The sequence below is a fragment of the Sphingobacterium sp. GW821-FHT03E03 genome, from assembly GCF_059420745.1.
This window is the reverse complement of the sequence record NZ_JBWKUH010000009.1, coordinates 13,098-31,722: the sequence shown is the minus strand read 5'-3', so window position 1 is coordinate 31,722 and position 18,625 is coordinate 13,098. Positions and strand designations below refer to the sequence as shown.

Genomic DNA, 18,625 nt, shown 5'->3' with positions numbered 1-18,625 from the left:
GCTTAGCTATTATTTTTTTTGAGTTCATTGACAGCATGGTCAACCGCTCGTGCCGTCAGCGCCATATAGGTCAATGATGGATTTTGGCAACCCGATGAGGTCATGCAGGCGCCATCGGTAACATATACATTGGGACAATCCCAAACCTGATTCCACTTGTTGAGCACCGAGGTTTTGGGATCGTGTCCCATTCTCGCGGTTCCCATTTCATGGATACCATGTCCCATGGCATGGCCACTGTCCCAGGTGCTTACATTTTTTACACCAGCGATCGTAAGCATCGCTTTCATCTCTTCCTGCATATCCTTTCGCATCTTCAACTCATTGTCTTTCAGTTCAGCGTCCATCGCCAATACAGGCAATCCCCATTTGTCCTTGCGATCTTTATCCAGTGAGATTTTATTTTCGTGATAGGGGAGTATCTCTCCAAAGCCTGTTGCACCGATAGTCCACTGACCAGGCTCAGTAAGTGCATCTTTAAAATCACCACCTATATTGAGTTCGGCAACCTCCTTGCCCCAGCCTTCACGGCTGGCACCGCCCTGATAGCCGAAGCCACGTAGGTAGTCTCTTTTGTCACTGCCAATATTGACAAATCGGGGAATATAAAACCCATTGGCCCTCTTGCCGAATATATAGCGGTCTTCGTAGCCTTCAACTATTCCAGAAGCACCGATGTTGTAATGATGGTCCATTACATTATGGCCCAACTCGCCACTGCTGCTCCCCAAACCTTCGGGCCAAATGTCCGTTGCGGAGTTAAATAAGACCCAAGTGCTGTTGAGGGCCGAAGCACATAGAAAAACCACTTTACTCTTGAACTCATAGGTTTGGTTGGTCTCGGTATCTAAGACCTCAACACCAGTGGCCTTTTTGGTGTTTTTGTCATAGAGTATCTGCCGAACCAGCGAATAAGGCCTGACAGTTAAGTTGCCTGTTTTCATTGCGGCAGGGAGGGTAGAAGACTGGGTGCTGAAATAGCCTCCAAAAGGACATCCTTCCCAGCATCGGTTCCGAAATTGACATTTTGAGCGCCCAGAGATCAGGGCTGTAAGGTTTGCAACCCGCCCAATGATCAGGTGCCGCTTGTCCCCATATTCTTGTTTAATGCGTTTGGCTACATCTTTTTCTACGCAGTTCAACTCCATGGGCGGCAAGAACTGTCCATCCGGAAGATGTGCAATATTTTCTAGGGATCCGCTGATTCCGGCAAATTTTTCGACATGGTCATACCAAGGGGCGATATCATTGTAACCTATGGGCCATGGTACGGCAACCCCATCTCGTTCATTGGCTTCGAAGTCCATTTGGCTTAGCCTATAGGATTGTCTACCCCATAAGGTGGATCGTCCTCCCATCCGGTAGCTGCGCCACCATGTAAAGGGTTTCAATTCGGTATAGGGGCAATCTTCTTCATTTGCCCAACCATCCATGACCGCTTCGGAGGCTGCCCAGCCACGGTGGATAACGGGATATTTCTTTTTCTGTTCTACAGTCGTGCGTCCGCGGTGTGGGAGATCCCAGGGTTCGCGTAAGGCAGATTTATAATCTTTGACATGCTCGTAGGGGCTACCGCGTTCCAGCATCAGAACCTTTAAGCCCTTTTCACAAAGCTCTTTTGCGGCCCATCCGCCACTGATGCCAGAGCCAACAACGATGGCATCATAGGTATTAGTTTCCATACTTGGTTATCGTTGAAATTGAGTTCATAATTTTATTTCGGTTTATTCTTATGCGATAGCCGCATACGCTTACATGTGGTTCCCTTGTCGTAAGATAAATTTACAGCATCAGTCGAGCATCTTTCAACCGCTATTTGGGTGAAAAAATATGCTATCTTGCTATTTGTTGTGTTTATAATCGTATATTATGTGTTCAGATAGCAGATGTATTCGCTAGCAATAATTTATCATGAAAACACTGATCCAGAAAATACATGTCGAAGAACAGTATTCTTTCGCCTGTCGAACCTACAGAACGCCCACTTTTGAAACGGCTTGGCATAGGCATCCCGAATGTGAGCTGATTGTGATCACAGAAGGTAATGGAACGGCGCTTATTGGTGATTATATCGGCGATTATAAGCAGGGAGATGTGTTCTTCCTCGGCTCGGATCTGCCACATTGGTTCCGTAAATCCAAGCAGGATGCGGTCGGTAGTGCTATTGTTGTTCATTTCCTCAAGGACTTTTGGGGTGCGGGATTTCTGGCGCTGCCTGAGATGCATGTGATCGCTGGATTATTGAAAAATGACAGTACGGGAATCCAGCTTATGGGAGATCTTGCAACGGAAATTGATCTCATGATCCGCAAAATAGAAAATACAGAGGGGCTTGAACGTATTCAGTTATTATTGAACTGTATGGAACAGATTGGATCGTCCGAAGAGCATAAGGTGATTACGATGGCTTTTGATACGATGGCCGGTAGAGAGGAAAACATCGTTATAGAAGCGATAATAGACTATTCTTTTAAGAATTTTTTAAATCCGATTTCACTCGAAGAAGTTGCTTCCAGCACCAATATGTCTGTTTCGGCATTTTGCCGATTTTTCAAAAAGAACATAAAAAAGAGTTATTTTGATTTTATCAAAGAACTCCGGATCGGTCATGCCTGCAAACTATTACGCGATACAGATCGGCCTATTTTGGATATCTGTTATAATAGTGGCTATAACAGCTGGGCACATTTTAGCAAACAATTTAAGGTCGTGACAAAGGCATCCCCGCTAAAATATAGGAAACAGTTTCGTACGGGGTAATGGCTTAAAAAGAAAAGCCATACTCAATGTTGAATATGGCTTTTCTAGTGGAGCTGGAGAGATTCGAACTCTCGTCCAGTCATGGTACTGTATACGCTTTCTACATGTTTAGCTTCTCTTTGATTGTCGAGCGAGGGAAGGTGAGTCGCTTACCTATACCGTACGCCGTAGTTGCTGTTTCTCACAAGTGCTTAGCAACATCACACTTGCCAGTTCTATCGTTCGATGCCCCGAATGTTAAACCAAAGAACAGGATCTAACGGGACAAATAGCTATGTTAAGTCTAACTTAAGCAGCTAAGGCGTAGTTTTCTTCGCCAGTTGTAATTCTGAAAGTTCAGATTAAAGTGCTCTACTAACAACGCACTACATGCTTACATAACCGTCTCCATCCTGTCAATTCCGGTCAACCCCAATTATGTCTTACAAAGATACAGCTTTTTTGATGATAAATCAACACAGATAGCTTTTATTTGGGGAATCCCCTGTTAAAAATAGCAACAAGGTATCATGTACTCAAACTGTTGTCGGAATAACGAACTGCGCTGGGGCTTCAAATTTAATTGTTGTTCAATGATAAATTTCGATGTTATGGAGCCCGCTGCTGCAAAATTTAAAATGAAAGATTGATCTTATTTTCGCCCTGAACTGGATCGTCTTTTTTCGTTGTGAATTTGCTTAAGGTTATTTTCTTTCCACCGATATCACAGACAAATGTATCTGTTCCATCATCAATCATCTTTCCTTTTTCTCGATAGAACGCTTTCACCTTTTCAAAAGAATCGGGTGTGAACAGAAATAGATCTCCGGCTGGATTATTGGTTTGATCCGTGGAAAAGTTGTAGTAGGTGATTTTACCATTTGGATACATGGGGATCAGCTTGCACAATACATCTGGAGCGGTTTCGGTAACGGCATCTCTAAAATAATAGTCCATCCCACCTTTGTCGTTCGGAGTACCTTTGGCAGCTGAACTATCTTCCATATAATTGATCAATAATGCCAGACCGATCAATAGGGGGAGACCGATTAAAATGCATTTGAAGAAAAATTTGCGCCGGTTTTTATCGCGTAATAAGAAGTTGATTTCACTCATGATATGAGGCTGTTTGGATTGATCCCTAATTTCTATCTTTTTGAAGAATTAATAAATGGTGAATATAGCAAATTCTTTACGATTTTTTGTAGTCAGTTAGGTCAATAGCATTATTGAGGTGAAAAGGGATCTTTTAGGAACAAAGTAGGGGGTATTGGAGCAGATTTGTGTAGTTTGTCATTTGGCTGGACTAGAATTCGGAAATAGTGTTCAATATTGTTTGATGTTTTTAAATTTTATGATTATCAAAAAATGGCATGGAAAATCTTTGATTACAAATCAAAAGCAAATTGGAAGGTACTCCATATTCCCTGTGATTAGAAAAGAATAAGGTCCAAAATTCGGAATCGAACTTGGACCTTATTTAATCATTTTAGGGATTTTCAAAAAATATTATTGCGATCAATCACAAAGACTGACTTTTGATACCGCCTTTTATTTAAGTAATCCTGCTCGTTTGAGTAGAGGCTCAACAGACGGTTCCTGTCCTCTAAATCGCTTATAGAGCACCATTGGATGTTCTGTTCCCCCTTTGGATAAGATATTGTCCTGAAATTTATGGGCAATATTGGCGTTGAAAATGCCATTTTGTTTGAAATAATCAAACGCATCTGCATCCAGTACTTCGGCCCATTTGTAGCTGTAGTAGCCTGATGAGTAGCCGCCATTGAAAATATGGGAAAAGGCTGTGCTCATCGCATTCTCTTTCACATCGGGATACAACTTGGTGGATGCGAATTGCTCATCTTCAAATGCTTTCAGGTCAGCAATGGCACTTGGGTCTTGTCCGTGCCAGCCCATATCCAACAGACCAAAGCTTAATTGGCGCATCGTGGCCATTCCTTCTAGGAAAGATGCACTCTCACGGATTTTTTCCACCAACTCCATTGGGATCACTTCACCTGTTTCATAATGTTTGGCAAACAATTCCAAGGCTTCTTTTTCGTAACACCAGTTTTCCATGACTTGACTTGGTAACTCAACAAAATCCCAATAGACAGATGTACCGGATAGCGTCGGATAGATGGTATCCGCTAACATGCCATGTAGGGCGTGACCGAATTCATGAAATAGGGTTGTTACTTCCTGAAAGGTTAATAGGGAAGGCTTAGTCGCTGTTGGACGGGTGAAATTGCATACGATAGATACATGCGGACGTTCTTGTTTGCCATCTTGCACATACTGTGGCTTGAAAGATGTCATCCAAGCACCATTTCGCTTCCCTTTACGTGGAAAGAAATCGGCGTAGAAGATCGCTACCAATTCACCATTATCGTTTGTGACCTCAAAAGTCTGAACCTCTTCGTGATAGGTTTCAATGTCGTTGACTTCTTTGAAATTGATACCAAATAGTCGGTGGGCAACCTCAAATGCACCATGCAACACATTCTCGAGCTTAAAATAGGGCTTCAGCTTTTCGTCATCTAGATTAAACCGTTCCTGTTTTAATTTCTCTGCATAGTAAGCGCCATCCCATTTCTCAAGCTGCTCGATACCGTCCAGTTTCTTGGCGAAAGCACCTAATTCAGCAAACTCATGCTGTGCTGCCGGTTTTGCTTTTCCAAGCAGATCTTTCAGAAATTCGGTTACTTTTGTTGGATTTTGCGCCATACGCTCGGCCAACACAAAATCTGCATGGGTGGCATAACCTAATAATTTAGCACGTTCAAAACGTAGTTTTACGATTTTCAACACATTTTGAACATTGTTGTATTCATTGTCTTGAAAGGCCTTGCGCCCTGCTGCCAGTGTGATCTCTCGACGCAATTCGCGGTTATCGGCATAGGTGACGAAGGGCAGATAACTTGGGAAATCCAGAGTAAATAACCAGCCCTCTTTTTCGTTGGCTTTAGCTAATGCCTGGGCTGCCTCAATGGCTCCCTCTGGAAGTCCCGCCAGATCTTTTTCTTCGCTAACCAGGAGCTGGTAGGCATTGGTCTCTGCAAGAACATTCTCACCGAATTTTAATTTTAAAAGCGATAGTTCGGAATCAATCGCACGCAACTGTTCTTTCTGCTCATCGTTCAACAGTGCTCCATTGCGGACAAAATCTTTGTAGGATTTTTCCAATAACGTTGTTTGTTCTGTGGTAAGTGACAGTTGATCTTTCTGATCGTAAACTGCTTTTACGCGTTTGAACAAGTCAAAGTTTAGCGTAATGTCATTGCCTAAAGCGGATAATTTAGGGGCAACATCCTGTGCTATCTTTTCGAGTTCATCATTGGTCTCTGCAGAATGGAGGTTGAAAAAGATACTGGACAATCTGTCTAAGGTCTGTCCGGAATAGGACATCGCTGCTATGGTATTGTCAAATGTAGCTGCGTCAGGATTGTTGACAATGGCGTCAACTTCATCTTTTGTCTTTTGAATTGCTACATCAAATGCAGGGATATAATCTTCGTTTTTTATCTGTGAAAACGGAGCCGTATCGTGCTTCGTTTTGAAGTTTTCTGTTAAAATACTCATAAAGGTAAATGTAATAAATATTTGGCTGAAGCGCCAAAATCATTGTGAATTATGTGCTATGGATGATATTTCCCAAAAATGGGTATCTTCGAAGCATGAAATTGAAATCTATTTATCTGCGGATATTAGCAATTGGACTAGTCCTGATCATGACACTGGAACTGCATGCGCAGCAGAACTGTGATTCCCTGAAAAGGGAGGTACCAGCGTTCTGTAAACTTCTGGATGACGATGCACGGATGGAGTTCCCAAAAGATTATGCTAAAATCGCTGCCTGTATGGAAATTGATTCTGTTACGGAGATGCTGCTGGGCTATGATATGGTAAAGATGAAAGCTCTACAATTGCAAAAGGAAAAAAGTAGGCTTTTCACTTACGGTGATTGGATGGATATGGTGGTGGAACTGAAAACAGGTAAGGAGTACCGCAATGCCGTGCAGATGATGGAATTGATTCAGCACAGGATCAATCGTGCGGACTGGAATCAATTGCTGAAGTTAATGAAAGAGAGTGTGTTACCAAGTCATCTAGAGGCTCTTGAGCTGGATAAGGTAGAAAAAATGCTTTTTGATCCCAAGAATAAGAGTAAGAAATTCATCGAGGTGATGGAGCATATTAAATAAAGGGGCGTATTTGAATATACCGTTGTGGAAAATACAGGGGGATTGATACAACCGGGATTGAAAAAAAATGGGCTATTCAATTTTTTTGGATAGCCCATTCAGTATACTGTGTATTAATTATGCTAATTTGCCTAATGCTTCTTTGATTCGCTTTAATGCTTCGATCAGACTTTCGTCAGAAGCTGCATAAGATAAACGAATGTAGTTGTCATTACCAAAAGAGTCACCGCCTACCGTTGCAACGTGACCAACATTCAATAAATATAAAGCTAGATCAGATGAATTTTTAATGATATTGCCATCTTGGTCTTTTTTGCCAAAGAAGGATGAAATTTCAGGGAAGAAATAGAAAGCGCCTTCTGGAAGGTTGGTGCGTACCCCCGGGATATCGCTCAATAGATCAAATACCAATTGACGACGACGCGCAAAGGCTTCTTTCATCTTGTTGACTGACGCTAATCCTTGTTCGTATGCAACAATACCTGCACGTTGTGAAATCGAGCAAGTTCCTGATGTTGTCTGGCCCTGCAATTTATCATTTGCTGCCGCAATAGTTTTGTTGGCTGCAATATAGCCCAAACGCCAACCCGTCATCGCAAAGGCTTTTGAGAAACCATTGATGATAATAACACGATCTTTGATGCTGTCAAACTGTGCAATGGATTCGTGTTTGTCCACAAAGTTGATGTGCTCATAGATCTCATCAGATAGAATGAATATCTGTGGATGCTTCTCGAAAACTTCAGCCAATGCAGCTAGCTCATCTTTACTATAAACTGTTCCAGTTGGATTGTTTGGTGAAGAGAACATAAAAAGTTTGGTTTTTGGCGTAATAGCCGCTTCCAATTGTGCAGGTGTAATCTTAAAGTTATTTTCGATCTCGGTATTGATAAATACTGATTTTCCTTCTGCTAAAACAACCATCTCTGAGTAGGACACCCAATATGGTGTAGGAATAACTACTTCATCACCTGGATTGATCAATGTTAAGATCACATTAGACAGGGATTGTTTTGCACCTGTTGAAACAACGATCTGCGAAATATCATAGTCCAGATTATTCTCTGTCTTCAATTTATTCACAATCGCCTGACGCAATTCAGGGTATCCGGGTACTGGCGAATAACGTGTCCAGTTTTCATCCAGGGCCTTCTTTGCTGCATCTTTTACATGTTCAGGCGTGTTAAAATCAGGTTCACCTACGCTAAGGCTAATTACATTAACGCCTTTTGCTGCTAATTCGCGGCCCAACTTGGTCATTTTAAGTGTAGCCGATTCGGACAAATTATTTATCCTGTCTGATAAGTATGATGATGTGCTCATGGTAAGACAAAGATATTATATACGTTGCAAATAATTGTCTTTATTTTTGAAAATTTACAAAGAAAACGGCTGTTTTTATTGGTGCTTTGGTAACAAAAAGCGCTTGAAGCGATTTAGCCTACAAATATTGACATCTTTGTGCTATTGATGTGTAAAACTAATCAATTTGATTTGGCGTTATATCTTTACCTTTGCCCTACAAAATACAGGTCATGTCGAGACAAACAAGATTGGTTTTATTATCGCTGTTTACGGGAATAGGCTTAATGATCATTAAGTTTGTTGCCTATTTTTTAACAGATTCCAGCGCCATCTTTACAGATGCTGCCGAGAGTATCGTCAATGTTGTGGCCTCAGGTTTCGCATTTTATAGCATCTACCTTGCTGCGCAACCTAAAGATGAAAACCATCCTTATGGACATGGTAAAGTGGAGTTTTTCTCTGTTTTCCTTGAGGGCGGGCTGATCTTTATCGCTGGTGCGATTATTTTGGCCAAAGCCTGTTACAATATCTTTTTCCCGGCAGAAATTACGCATCTCGAACAAGGGATCTATTTGATCGGAATTACCTCGCTGATTAATTTTGCTGTGGGACTTTATATCATGAAAAGAGGGCGTGCCTTGGGATCCATTACTTTGGTGGCGGATGGCAAACACCTGCAGGTGGATGCTTACAGTACAATCGGCTTGATATTGGGCTTAATTCTGATGAAGCTAACGGGATTCCAATGGATCGACGTGGTAATCTCTATTATATTGGGACTTTTTATCTTATTCAATGGCTACAAATTGCTTCGGCAGTCTATCGGTGGCCTGATGGATGAATCGGATACCGAACTTGTGCAGGATGTGGTGGCTATTTTGGAACGTAACCGTAAAGCGGAGTGGATTGATGTGCATAATCTTCGGGTGCAGCGCTATGGCAACGAACTGCATGTGGATTGCCATCTGACCTTGCCCAGTTACCTTGATTTAGTGAAGGTACACGATGAAATTTCGGCTGTCGATAAGATTGTCAATAAGGAAATGTCTGTTCGCACTGAGTTTTTTGTACATGCGGACCCTTGTCTCCCACAATGTTGCCGTTATTGCCAGGTGACGGACTGTCCAATACGTTCGGAACAATTTAAAGGTAAGATCGCCTGGGATATGGATAAGGTGACCCGCAACCAAAAGCATTTTTCCTACGCAGTGGCGGATTAAAAATGAAATATACTTGATTCTATAAATATGTATAAAAAAAGGTATCTTTGCCTTTTAGCAAAAGAGTTTAAAAATCCTATATGAAGCACATTCGTAATTTCTGTATTATTGCGCATATTGACCATGGCAAAAGTACTTTGGCAGATCGCCTTTTAGAGTATACCAATACCATCAGTCAACGCGAAGCACAGGCACAATTACTTGATAATATGGATTTGGAACGTGAACGTGGTATTACGATCAAGAGTCACGCCATCCAAATGAATTATACAAAAGATGGCCAGGAATATATCTTGAATCTAATTGATACTCCTGGGCACGTCGATTTTTCCTATGAAGTATCCCGTTCTATCGCTGCCTGTGAAGGGGCGTTGTTAATTGTGGATGCATCACAGGGGATTCAGGCGCAAACAATCTCAAACTTATATTTGGCTTTAGAGCATGACTTGGAAATCATCCCGATCTTAAATAAAATGGATCTTCCGGGCGCGATGCCTGAAGAGGTAAAAGATCAGATCGTCGATTTGATCGGTGGTGAGCGTGATGCAATTATTCCTGCTTCTGGAAAGACAGGCCTTGGGGTTCCAGATATCCTGGAAGCTATTGTTGCACGGATTCCACACCCTGTAGGTGATGCTGATGCACCGCTACAAGCGTTGATCTTTGACTCTGTATTCAACTCATTCCGTGGTATCATGGCCTATTTCAAAGTTGAAAATGGCGAAATCCGTAAAGGGGACAGAGTAAAATTCGTAGCGACTGGCAAAGAGTATTTTGCGGATGAGATCGGTACGTTGAAGCTCAATCAAGTGCCAAAAGAAGTCATCAAGACAGGGGATGTAGGCTATATTATTTCTGGTATCAAGGAAGCTCGTGAGGTGAAAGTAGGGGATACCATTACCCATAAAGACCGTCCTTGCGGTGCGGCTATCCAAGGATTTGAAGAGGTGAAACCAATGGTCTTTGCTGGTATCTATCCTGTGGATACAGAAGACTACGAGGAATTGCGTGAATCAATGCACCGTCTGCAACTGAATGATGCTTCTTTGGTATTCGAACCGGAATCTTCAGCAGCTTTAGGTTTTGGTTTCCGTTGTGGTTTCTTGGGTATGCTCCACATGGAGATTATTCAGGAACGCTTGGAAAGAGAGTTTGATATGACGGTAATTACTACCGTGCCCAACGTATCTTATAAAGCCTATATGACAAAGGATAAGGAAGAAGTGATCGTACACAATCCTTCAGACTTGCCTGATCCAAGTAAATTGGATTCAATTGAAGAACCTTATATCAAAGCAAATATTATTACGAAATCGGATTTCGTGGGGCCGATCATGTCTTTGTGTATTCAAAAACGTGGTACAATCATGAATCAGCATTACCTGACTTCGGATCGTGTGGAGTTGGTTTTTGAAATGCCTATGGGTGAGATTGTATTTGACTTCTATGATAAGTTGAAAACTATTTCCAAAGGTTATGCTTCATTTGACTATCATCAGATCGGTTACCGTACTTCGGATTTGGTTAAATTGGATATCCGATTGAACGATGAACCTGTGGACGCCTTGTCTTCCTTGATTCACCGAAGCAATGCCTACGATTTTGGTAAGAAAATCTGTGAGAAATTGAAAGAACTGCTGCCTCGCCAGCAATTTGAGATCCGTATCCAGGCTTCTATCGGTGCGAAGATCATCGCACGTGAAACAATCTCTGCTTTGCGTAAGGATGTAACTGCAAAATGTTATGGTGGTGATATCTCGCGTAAACGTAAATTGTTGGAAAAACAGAAAAAAGGTAAAAAACGCATGCGTCAGGTTGGGAACGTAGAAATTCCGCAATCTGCATTTATGGCGGTATTGAAATTGGATTAATAACATTTTAAATTATATAAAATAAAGGAGCTCTTGGGCTCCTTTTAAATACAATCAAATCTCCTAAACATGAATCTATTAGATGGTAAACTAGTTTCCGAAAAAATCAAAGAACAAATTGCGCTGGACGCAGCCGAATTTACAACGCAAACTGGCCGTAAACCGCATTTGGTGGCTATCCTTGTCGGTAATGATGGTGGTAGTGAGACCTATGTGGCCAGCAAAATGCGCAATTGTCAATTGGTCGGCTTTGAATCTACAAATATCCGTTACGATGAAAGTATCAGCGAAGAGGAATTGATCGCTAAGGTCAAAGAAATCAACAAAGATGATACAATCGACGGTCTGATCGTTCAATTGCCTCTGCCTAAACATATTGACCCGGACAAAATTACCGAAGCAATTGATTATCGCAAAGATGTGGATGGATTTCACCCGATCAACTTAGGTCGTATGCAACGTAATCTTCCTTGTTTTATCCCTGCGACACCTTATGGTATTATGTTGGTGCTTGACTATTACAAGATCGAGACAGCGGGTAAACATGCTGTGGTTGTAGGCCGAAGCAATATTGTTGGTTCGCCAATGAGTATCTTACTGGCTCGTAATGCCAATCCTGGAAACTGTACTGTCACGTTAACACATAGCCGTACTAAAGATCTTAAAACTGAGGTCTTGCGTGGTGATATCGTCGTGGCTGCTATCGGTAGAAAGAATTTTGTTACTGCAGATATGGTCAAAGAAGGCGCTGTGGTAATTGATGTGGGTATCAATAGAGAGACATCTACTGAAACTAAATCTGGATTTAAATTATATGGTGACGTGGACTTTGAGCATGTGGCACCTAAGGCTTCCTGGATTACTCCGGTACCGGGCGGTGTGGGGTTGATGACCATCGTTGGATTATTGAAAAATACATTGGAAGCGGCGAAGGGAACAATTTACCCAAAACAATAAGTTTTTCTATTTGGCATAGAAGTTGTAAATTGAAGATTAGTTAATCATATCATTACAAACTTACATGAAAACATCATGCAGTTGATAGGCTCCAAAATGGATAAATATAAGCTCTTGATGACTTCTTGCCATTAAAAAACAAATATTCTAATGAAAAAAATTGCACTTTTAGCAGTAGTAGCGGGAGCATTGGTAATGTCTTCTTGCAACAATTCAGAAAAAAAAGCATCAGATACAACAGATACTGCACAGACAGTAGGTGAACATGTAGATGCAGCAATAGCAGACTTAAAGAACGCGGAAGAAACTGCGCGTTTGAAAGCTGAGGAAGCTAAGAAAGCTTTAGATGAAGCAATTGCCAAAGGTGATAAGGCTGCAGAAGAGAAAGCTCGTGTGGCTTCGGAAGAGGCTAACACAGCTTGGGAGAAAACTAAAACTGCATTGCGTGATGCTGGTCAGGACGTAAAAGAAGGTTTGAAAGACGCGAAAGATGCTACGGTAGATGCAGCGAATAAAGCTGCTGACAAAACGAAAGATGTGGCTAAAGATGTTGCGGACGGTACTAAAAAAGTAGCCAATGATGTTGCTGATAAAACCAAGGATGTAGCGAAAGATGTTGCTTCCGGTACAAAAGAGGCTGCAAAAGATGTGAAAGATGCTTTTAAAAAGTAAATGACATAGCGGCCGCAAAACCAAAAATATTGATGAAGCGTTTAAAAACTAATTCGCTTATTTAAAAACATAAAGAACGGAGACTGATTCAGTCTCCGTTCTTTATGTTCTTTGGACTCAATATCACCGATGTATCGTAGGAGGAGGGTTCATCAACATTACAGCAGGATACTCAATATCATTCTAGGTGGTTTACATGCTGAATGCACTAATCTGCATGGAAATAGAAACAGCAATCGGCCTACAGGTATGCTCTCATTTGGATACGATTTAAGGCTAACGAATGACTATATCATCGTTGTGCTGCGGGCGGGCTAAATCCAATCGCAGCGAACAAATTATTTGTTGTAGTAATCCCATAGTAATTTGGAGAGATTGCGTGTCAACACTTCCGCAGCATTGGTTTTACCCCAGCTCTTATCCTGATTGTTTTTGGTGAATATACTGAATACATAGTCACCCTTAGGTGCATTGACCAAAATTACTTCGTTACGTACATCATCCAGGGAGCCAGTTTTAGAGGCTGCCTTGACTGTAGCTGGAATCTGGGAAAGCCCTCTTTCATCATAGAACATATTGCCCAGAAAACGATACATCCGATCAGAAGATTTTACGGAGACTACTTTTCCCTGACGGATCAAGGTTAGGAGATCTGCCATCTCTTTGGGTGTGGTCTGTCCCCAACCGTATTTTTCCCAATCAGCTTTTCTTCCTTCCGTTTGTGAATTGACACGGGTATGCTGTAATTGAAGGTCGCTCATCAACTTGTTGATTGCTATTCCACCACCAGCGAGCTTTTGATTCCAGATGCTTGTTACATTGTCACTATAGGAGAGCATGAGAGCGACAAGTGTTTTGAGATCAACTTTGCTACTGTCCTTAAAAAATTGCATCAGACCCGAGCCACCATACTTTTGACTTTCACGATAGACATACTCTTGGTCCAATTGCAGCTGTCCTTTTTCAATTTTATCAAAGACGCCCACTAAAATTGGGATCTTGACAACACTTGCTGTAGGAAAGATACTATCGGCTCCGATGTTAACTTCCTTGTGTTTCTTGAGGTCATGTACATAGATGCCTACTTCTCCCTGAAAATCCTGAATAAGCTGTTTTATCTGTTTTTCAAGTTTTTTATCTGTACTTCGTTTTTGCCCGAAAGAACACAAAGACAGGAATAGTAACGTAAATGATAGGAAAATTTTACTCATAGTCAGGTCTTTATCTGTATTAAATGTGGTGGATAATCGTTATTTTTATTGTTTAATGGGCTTAAGTTATGAAATATCCATGATTGGAAAGCACAAACATTGATGAAAATAACCTGGATATTCCATATAGCCTTTCAAAGACAGATTATTTGCATATGAAATTATTTATGATTTTGATCGGTTGTAAACCGAAAAATAGGCGTACAGAACAGCATGATATCTTTTTTGGAATCGGTAATGAACTGAAGGATTTTATAGAGCCAATTAAAGATTTCTGGCCTGATGCTGATGGTAAAATTCATATTGATGCTTACCGTGTGGTTAATAAGATCGGTGAATATGAAATTTCGGTGGTAGAAAAAAATAATTCTATGGTGCCGGATACTGAGTTAAAATTATTTTTTGTCAACCTGGGAGGTTATAAGCCGAATGAGTTTGATGAATTTCATTACAAGGAACTGATTGTTGCCCCCAATTTGGCTAAAGCAACAGAGAAGGCCAAGCGCACAGTTTTTTGGAAGCACCATAGTACAGCTCACATTGATGATAAATATGGGTTGGATGTGGATGATATTTATGAAATAGAAGATCTGTTGCTTGATGCGGATAAAGTAAAATATCATATTCAGATTGTTCCCAAAACCGGGTTGAAAGAAGATGTAGTTGCAAATGGCTATTTTAAGTTGAGCGCATTATAGTTTAATTTGGCGGGCGAACTCAAAAATATATACTTAGATATAAACAAATCGGGCTTCTTTTTTAGGAAGCCCGATTTGTTTATATGGAAACAAGTATCAATAGATCGTGTTTTCTCTATTATTCTATACCTTGTTGATCTCGGTGTTGTTTGCGGATAACACTATGCTTTTTACCGTACACAAAGTAAATCAATAGACCTAGGGCTAACCAGATTGCCAGACGTTCCCAGCTTTCGATAGGTAGTGAGGCCATCATCAGTACACAGACAATGATACCCATAACTGGAACAAAAGGCACTAAAGGTGTTTTGAATGGACGTTCTAGATTGGGATCGGTTTTGCGGAGGACCAATATACCTACACAAACCAATGTAAAGGCAAATAAGGTGCCGATACTCACCATGTGACCAAGGTCGGAGACAGGAACAAATCCAGCGAAGATACTTACGAATACCATAAAGATTGCATTTGTTTTCCAAGGGGTCTGTCTTTTGGAAAGATCAGAAAATATTTTTGGAAGCAAGCCATCTTTACTCATGGAGTAGAATACCCGGCTTTGTCCAAGTAACATGACAAGAATAACAGATGTATAACCTGCAATAATCGTAATAATTAATGCTGTATTCAGAAAATGATATCCTGTTTTCGCAAATGCTGTGGCTACTGGTTTGGCGTCGCCTTTAAACATGGTATAATTTTCAATACCTGTCATTACATAGGAGAACAATACATAAAGAAGGGTACAGATAATCAATGATCCGATGATACCAATTGGCATTCCTTTTTTCGGATTTTTCGCCTCTTGGGCAGCCGTACTTACAGCATCAAAACCAATGAAAGCAAAGAATACAACACCCGCTGCTCGCAATACACCGCTGATTCCAAAATGACCGAAGTCATCGCTCTTTAGAAAAGCCCAAAAGCCTTGCTGTCCATTTTTGACCATTTCCTCACCAGCATTTACCGGGATAAAAGGATCGTGGTTTGCAGGGTTGATAAAGCTCCATCCCAATGCAATAAAAATCAATACAACGCCTACCTTTAAGATTACTAGGATATTGTTTACGCGCGATGATTCCTGTGTTCCACGCATTAATAGCAGAGAAAGCAAACATACAATAATGATGGCTGGTAAATTAACCATACCACCTTCCCATGGGCCTTTTAGCAGCGCGTCGGGTAAATGGATGTGGAAAATCATCAGGAGCTGATTAAAGTATTGCGACCAACTGACGGCTACAGTAGCACCCGCTAGTGCGTACTCCAATACAAGATCCCATCCGATGATCCAGGCAACGAATTCACCCATCGTTGCATAAGAATAGGTGTAGGCGCTTCCAGCGACCGGAATCATGGATGCAAATTCGGCGTAACAGAGACCTGCAAAAGCACAACCAACGGCAGCGATAATAAAAGATAGGATAACAGCGGGACCAGCATTCTCTGCAGCAGCAATTCCGGTTAGGGAAAATAGTCCTGCTCCAATGATAGCTCCAACGCCTAGCGCAATTAATCCGCCACTTGTTAATGTTCGTTTCAGTGTATGTTCACCATTTTCATTTGCCTCAGCAATCAGTTTAGGAATCGATTTTTTAAATAGCATAGGATTAATTCTTTTTCGATTATTTAGCTTTTTAATTGTTTAATTAATGTCAAATATAAATGATATCAACGACAAAAGGGAAGATTGCGCTTCCCTTTTGTAATAAAATTTTGTATAAAATCTAAATCAAACGATTGTAGCACTATTAGTAGGCAGCTGTAAAACGTTTGTTTGTAAACTGTTTGTTCTCGATCTCGTCCACGATGGCAACGGCAAGATCCTCAACTGATAGTCTCGAGCGCCCTTCTTGATCAAATACTGGTGCATCCAAGCCCGTGCGATAATTGCCAGTGCGTGTACCGCCAGCATGCGGATTCATCTCGATGGCAGGGCTGATCATGGTCCAGTTTAGTTGTTCTTCCTTGCGAATGGTATCAAGATAATCTGCGGCAGCCAAAGCTCCGGGTTTGATTTCCTGGGGGAAATCTGGTGAATCGACCAGACGATTGCCATCAATTAATAAGCTTCCAGCTCCACCAACAACAATAAATCGTTTAATGCCTGCATCCTTAACGGCTTGTTGAATTGCTAAAGCGCCCTTGGTAAAATCTTCGTAAAGGTTAGGGTTAGTCCAGCCCGCATTAAACGCGGAAATAACTACATCGACGCCTGTTAAAGCATTTACCAACTGTTCATGATTGTTGATGTCAACTTGTACTTTCGTTATTTTGTCGTTTGATGGAATGCTATCTGTATGACGAGCAAGTGCTACGACTTGGTAGTTGCGGTCAACCAATTCTTTGACAAGATGTGTTCCTACGTATCCTGTGGATCCAATTACTGCTACTTTCATGTGTGTTTTTAATTAAATGTTTTACTAAAATCTACCAGCGTCATTTTTCCCAAACGCGCTACAATATCAGTGTCGACTTCCTGATAAAGATCCTGCAATTTGGCATTGATGTTTTTACCTACAATACAAGCTGGATTGGGATTGTTGAATTTACCCAATAGCTCATTTTGTTTTGTACTTTGATAGATGTCTGCAAGGCTGATGCGCTCTTTTTCCTTGTTTATGCGAATCCCTCCGCCTTTGCCCTCTTTACTGACTAGTAAAGCTGCTGCTTTCAGCGAAGCGATCTCCTTGCGGACTACAACAGCATTTACCTGGATGCTTGACGCGATGTATTCGGAAGAGAGCCACTGTTCGGACTCCTCCAATTGTGCTAAGACCATAATATGTAAAGCTGTTGCAAATCTCAAGTTGTGTAACATCCTGTTGCTGATTTTTTAATTTTGATAACACAAAGGTAATGCAAAAGGTTTTAAACTGAAATAAAAAATATTACAGTTTAAAACCTTCTGACAATCACATGATAAAAAGTATCGTTTTTTATTTTTTCTCGTTAAATTTCTTGTAACTATCCATGATATAGACCCGCAGTGTTTCTATGCTGCTGTTTTGGATAAACTGATATGAAGGTCTAAATCTTTCTTTAAATAATGCTAGTTCGGAAGCGTTCAGAGGCGTCAGCTCTTTGATGAGATTATCAGTAAACTTCCGGTCAACGGCTCTTTTTTCCATTTCCGCTACGAGAAGTTTGTAGTTTGAGCGTGCTTGTTTACCTTCCTTGCTAAATATGCGACTGGGAGAGATGCGGATCCCACCGCGGTTTTTGCTAGCATCCGAATATTTTCCGGCTTCTTTTTCCCGTTGAATTTCAGCTGCAAGTCTACTGTCAGTCATCCGTTCGACGATAACCTGGCTCAATTCGATAGGGGTATTTATCCTGTTCAAATAGACTCTCCGTAGACTTGTATCATAAATAAATACAGTATCTTGTTCATACCCGTTCGCTTTGATCAATAAGAGATCATTGATATTGGCATCGATGGCAAATGATCCATCCCTGTTGGTCTGAACTTCTACTTTGCTCCGTAAATTCTGGATCTGCGCAGCTTCTATCTTTTCTCCGCTGACAAGCTCCATAATAATACCTTTGGTTTTTTCCTGCGCAAATAGTTGTCCGGAGACCAATGTAATCAATAAGCAGCTTAGAATCGTTTGTATTACTTTCATGGGGATATATATTATATACATAAATGAGCTTGTTACCTTCCGTTTTTATTCGTTTATCGCAATAAAACCATTATGAACAGTTTTTTTGATCACAATGGTTTCATAACATAGCATTTCCTTATCA

16 protein-coding genes and 1 other RNA gene are annotated in these 18,625 nt (G+C 41.1%); 7 read left to right on the top strand and 10 right to left on the bottom strand.

Annotated features, from left to right (window positions below):
* Positions 1-2 precede the first annotated feature (2 nt).
* A complete protein-coding gene (locus AC07UV_RS12225; protein WP_495183954.1) occupies positions 3-1,682 on the bottom strand; it encodes a GMC oxidoreductase in 1,680 nt (559 codons plus the stop codon).
* Between the two features lie 229 nt (positions 1,683-1,911).
* On the opposite strand from AC07UV_RS12225, the gene AC07UV_RS12220 reads away from it, so the two are divergent.
* Positions 1,912-2,760: an AraC family transcriptional regulator gene (locus AC07UV_RS12220; RefSeq protein ID WP_495183953.1), complete on the top strand. Its 849-nt coding sequence runs from the start codon at positions 1,912-1,914 to the stop codon at positions 2,758-2,760.
* Between the two features lie 45 nt (positions 2,761-2,805).
* On the opposite strand, the gene ssrA is transcribed toward AC07UV_RS12220, so the two are convergent.
* The 3 genes from ssrA to AC07UV_RS12205 form a co-directional block, all read right to left on the bottom strand.
* Positions 2,806-3,173, bottom strand: a transfer-messenger RNA (tmRNA) gene (gene ssrA, locus AC07UV_RS12215).
* Between the two features lie 199 nt (positions 3,174-3,372).
* Positions 3,373-3,855: a hypothetical protein gene (locus AC07UV_RS12210; protein ID WP_495183952.1), complete on the bottom strand. Its 483-nt coding sequence runs from the start codon at positions 3,853-3,855 to the stop codon at positions 3,373-3,375.
* Between the two features lie 435 nt (positions 3,856-4,290).
* Entirely contained in the window at positions 4,291-6,321 is a 2,031-nt protein-coding gene (locus AC07UV_RS12205; protein WP_495183951.1) for a M3 family metallopeptidase, read from the bottom strand.
* 95 nt (positions 6,322-6,416) lie between these two features.
* Here AC07UV_RS12205 and AC07UV_RS12200 point away from each other — a divergent pair, with 95 nt between their 5' ends.
* Positions 6,417-6,944, top strand: coding sequence for a hypothetical protein (locus AC07UV_RS12200; RefSeq protein WP_495183950.1), 528 nt, complete (start codon positions 6,417-6,419; stop codon positions 6,942-6,944).
* A 117-nt stretch (positions 6,945-7,061) separates the two neighbouring features.
* Here the strand turns inward: AC07UV_RS12200 and AC07UV_RS12195 are convergent, their stop codons facing one another.
* Complete coding sequence (locus tag AC07UV_RS12195) at positions 7,062-8,267, bottom strand: pyridoxal phosphate-dependent aminotransferase (RefSeq protein WP_282252685.1); 1,206 nt, start codon at positions 8,265-8,267, stop codon at positions 7,062-7,064.
* Positions 8,268-8,479: 212 nt separating this feature from the next.
* On the opposite strand from AC07UV_RS12195, the gene AC07UV_RS12190 reads away from it, so the two are divergent.
* From AC07UV_RS12190 to AC07UV_RS12175, 4 genes are all read left to right on the top strand, one after another.
* The gene (locus tag AC07UV_RS12190) at positions 8,480-9,469 is read left to right on the top strand and encodes a cation diffusion facilitator family transporter (RefSeq protein WP_495183949.1); all 990 of its coding nucleotides are present in this window, start codon (positions 8,480-8,482) and stop codon (positions 9,467-9,469) included.
* An 80-nt stretch (positions 9,470-9,549) separates the two neighbouring features.
* On the top strand, positions 9,550-11,340 hold the full coding sequence (gene lepA, locus AC07UV_RS12185; protein WP_282252688.1) for a translation elongation factor 4: 1,791 nt from the start codon (positions 9,550-9,552) through the stop codon (positions 11,338-11,340).
* Positions 11,341-11,409: 69 nt separating this feature from the next.
* On the top strand, positions 11,410-12,297 hold the full coding sequence (locus AC07UV_RS12180; RefSeq protein ID WP_495183948.1) for a bifunctional 5,10-methylenetetrahydrofolate dehydrogenase/5,10-methenyltetrahydrofolate cyclohydrolase: 888 nt from the start codon (positions 11,410-11,412) through the stop codon (positions 12,295-12,297).
* 150 nt (positions 12,298-12,447) lie between these two features.
* Positions 12,448-12,969 carry a hypothetical protein gene (locus tag AC07UV_RS12175; protein WP_495183947.1) on the top strand — a complete coding sequence of 174 codons (522 nt, stop codon included), beginning with the start codon at positions 12,448-12,450 and terminating at the stop codon, positions 12,967-12,969.
* Between the two features lie 338 nt (positions 12,970-13,307).
* On the opposite strand, the gene AC07UV_RS12170 is transcribed toward AC07UV_RS12175, so the two are convergent.
* Positions 13,308-14,180, bottom strand: a complete 873-nt coding sequence (locus AC07UV_RS12170; protein WP_282252694.1) for a serine hydrolase — start codon at positions 14,178-14,180, stop codon at positions 13,308-13,310.
* Positions 14,181-14,263: 83 nt separating this feature from the next.
* Between AC07UV_RS12170 and AC07UV_RS12165 the strand changes: the two genes are divergently transcribed.
* Positions 14,264-14,878, top strand: a complete 615-nt coding sequence (locus tag AC07UV_RS12165; protein ID WP_495183946.1) for a DUF1543 domain-containing protein — start codon at positions 14,264-14,266, stop codon at positions 14,876-14,878.
* Positions 14,879-14,996: 118 nt separating this feature from the next.
* Here AC07UV_RS12165 and AC07UV_RS12160 read toward each other — a convergent pair whose 3' ends face one another.
* From AC07UV_RS12160 to AC07UV_RS12145, 4 genes are all read right to left on the bottom strand, one after another.
* Complete coding sequence (locus tag AC07UV_RS12160) at positions 14,997-16,481, bottom strand: amino acid permease (protein WP_120262017.1); 1,485 nt, start codon at positions 16,479-16,481, stop codon at positions 14,997-14,999.
* Between the two features lie 145 nt (positions 16,482-16,626).
* Entirely contained in the window at positions 16,627-17,274 is a 648-nt protein-coding gene (locus AC07UV_RS12155) for an NAD(P)-dependent oxidoreductase (protein WP_495183945.1), read from the bottom strand.
* Positions 17,275-17,282: 8 nt separating this feature from the next.
* Positions 17,283-17,696, bottom strand: a complete 414-nt coding sequence (locus AC07UV_RS12150) for an Rrf2 family transcriptional regulator (RefSeq protein ID WP_282252698.1) — start codon at positions 17,694-17,696, stop codon at positions 17,283-17,285.
* 118 nt (positions 17,697-17,814) lie between these two features.
* The gene (locus AC07UV_RS12145) at positions 17,815-18,501 is read right to left on the bottom strand and encodes a hypothetical protein (protein WP_495183944.1); all 687 of its coding nucleotides are present in this window, start codon (positions 18,499-18,501) and stop codon (positions 17,815-17,817) included.
* Positions 18,502-18,625: the final 124 nt, after the last annotated feature.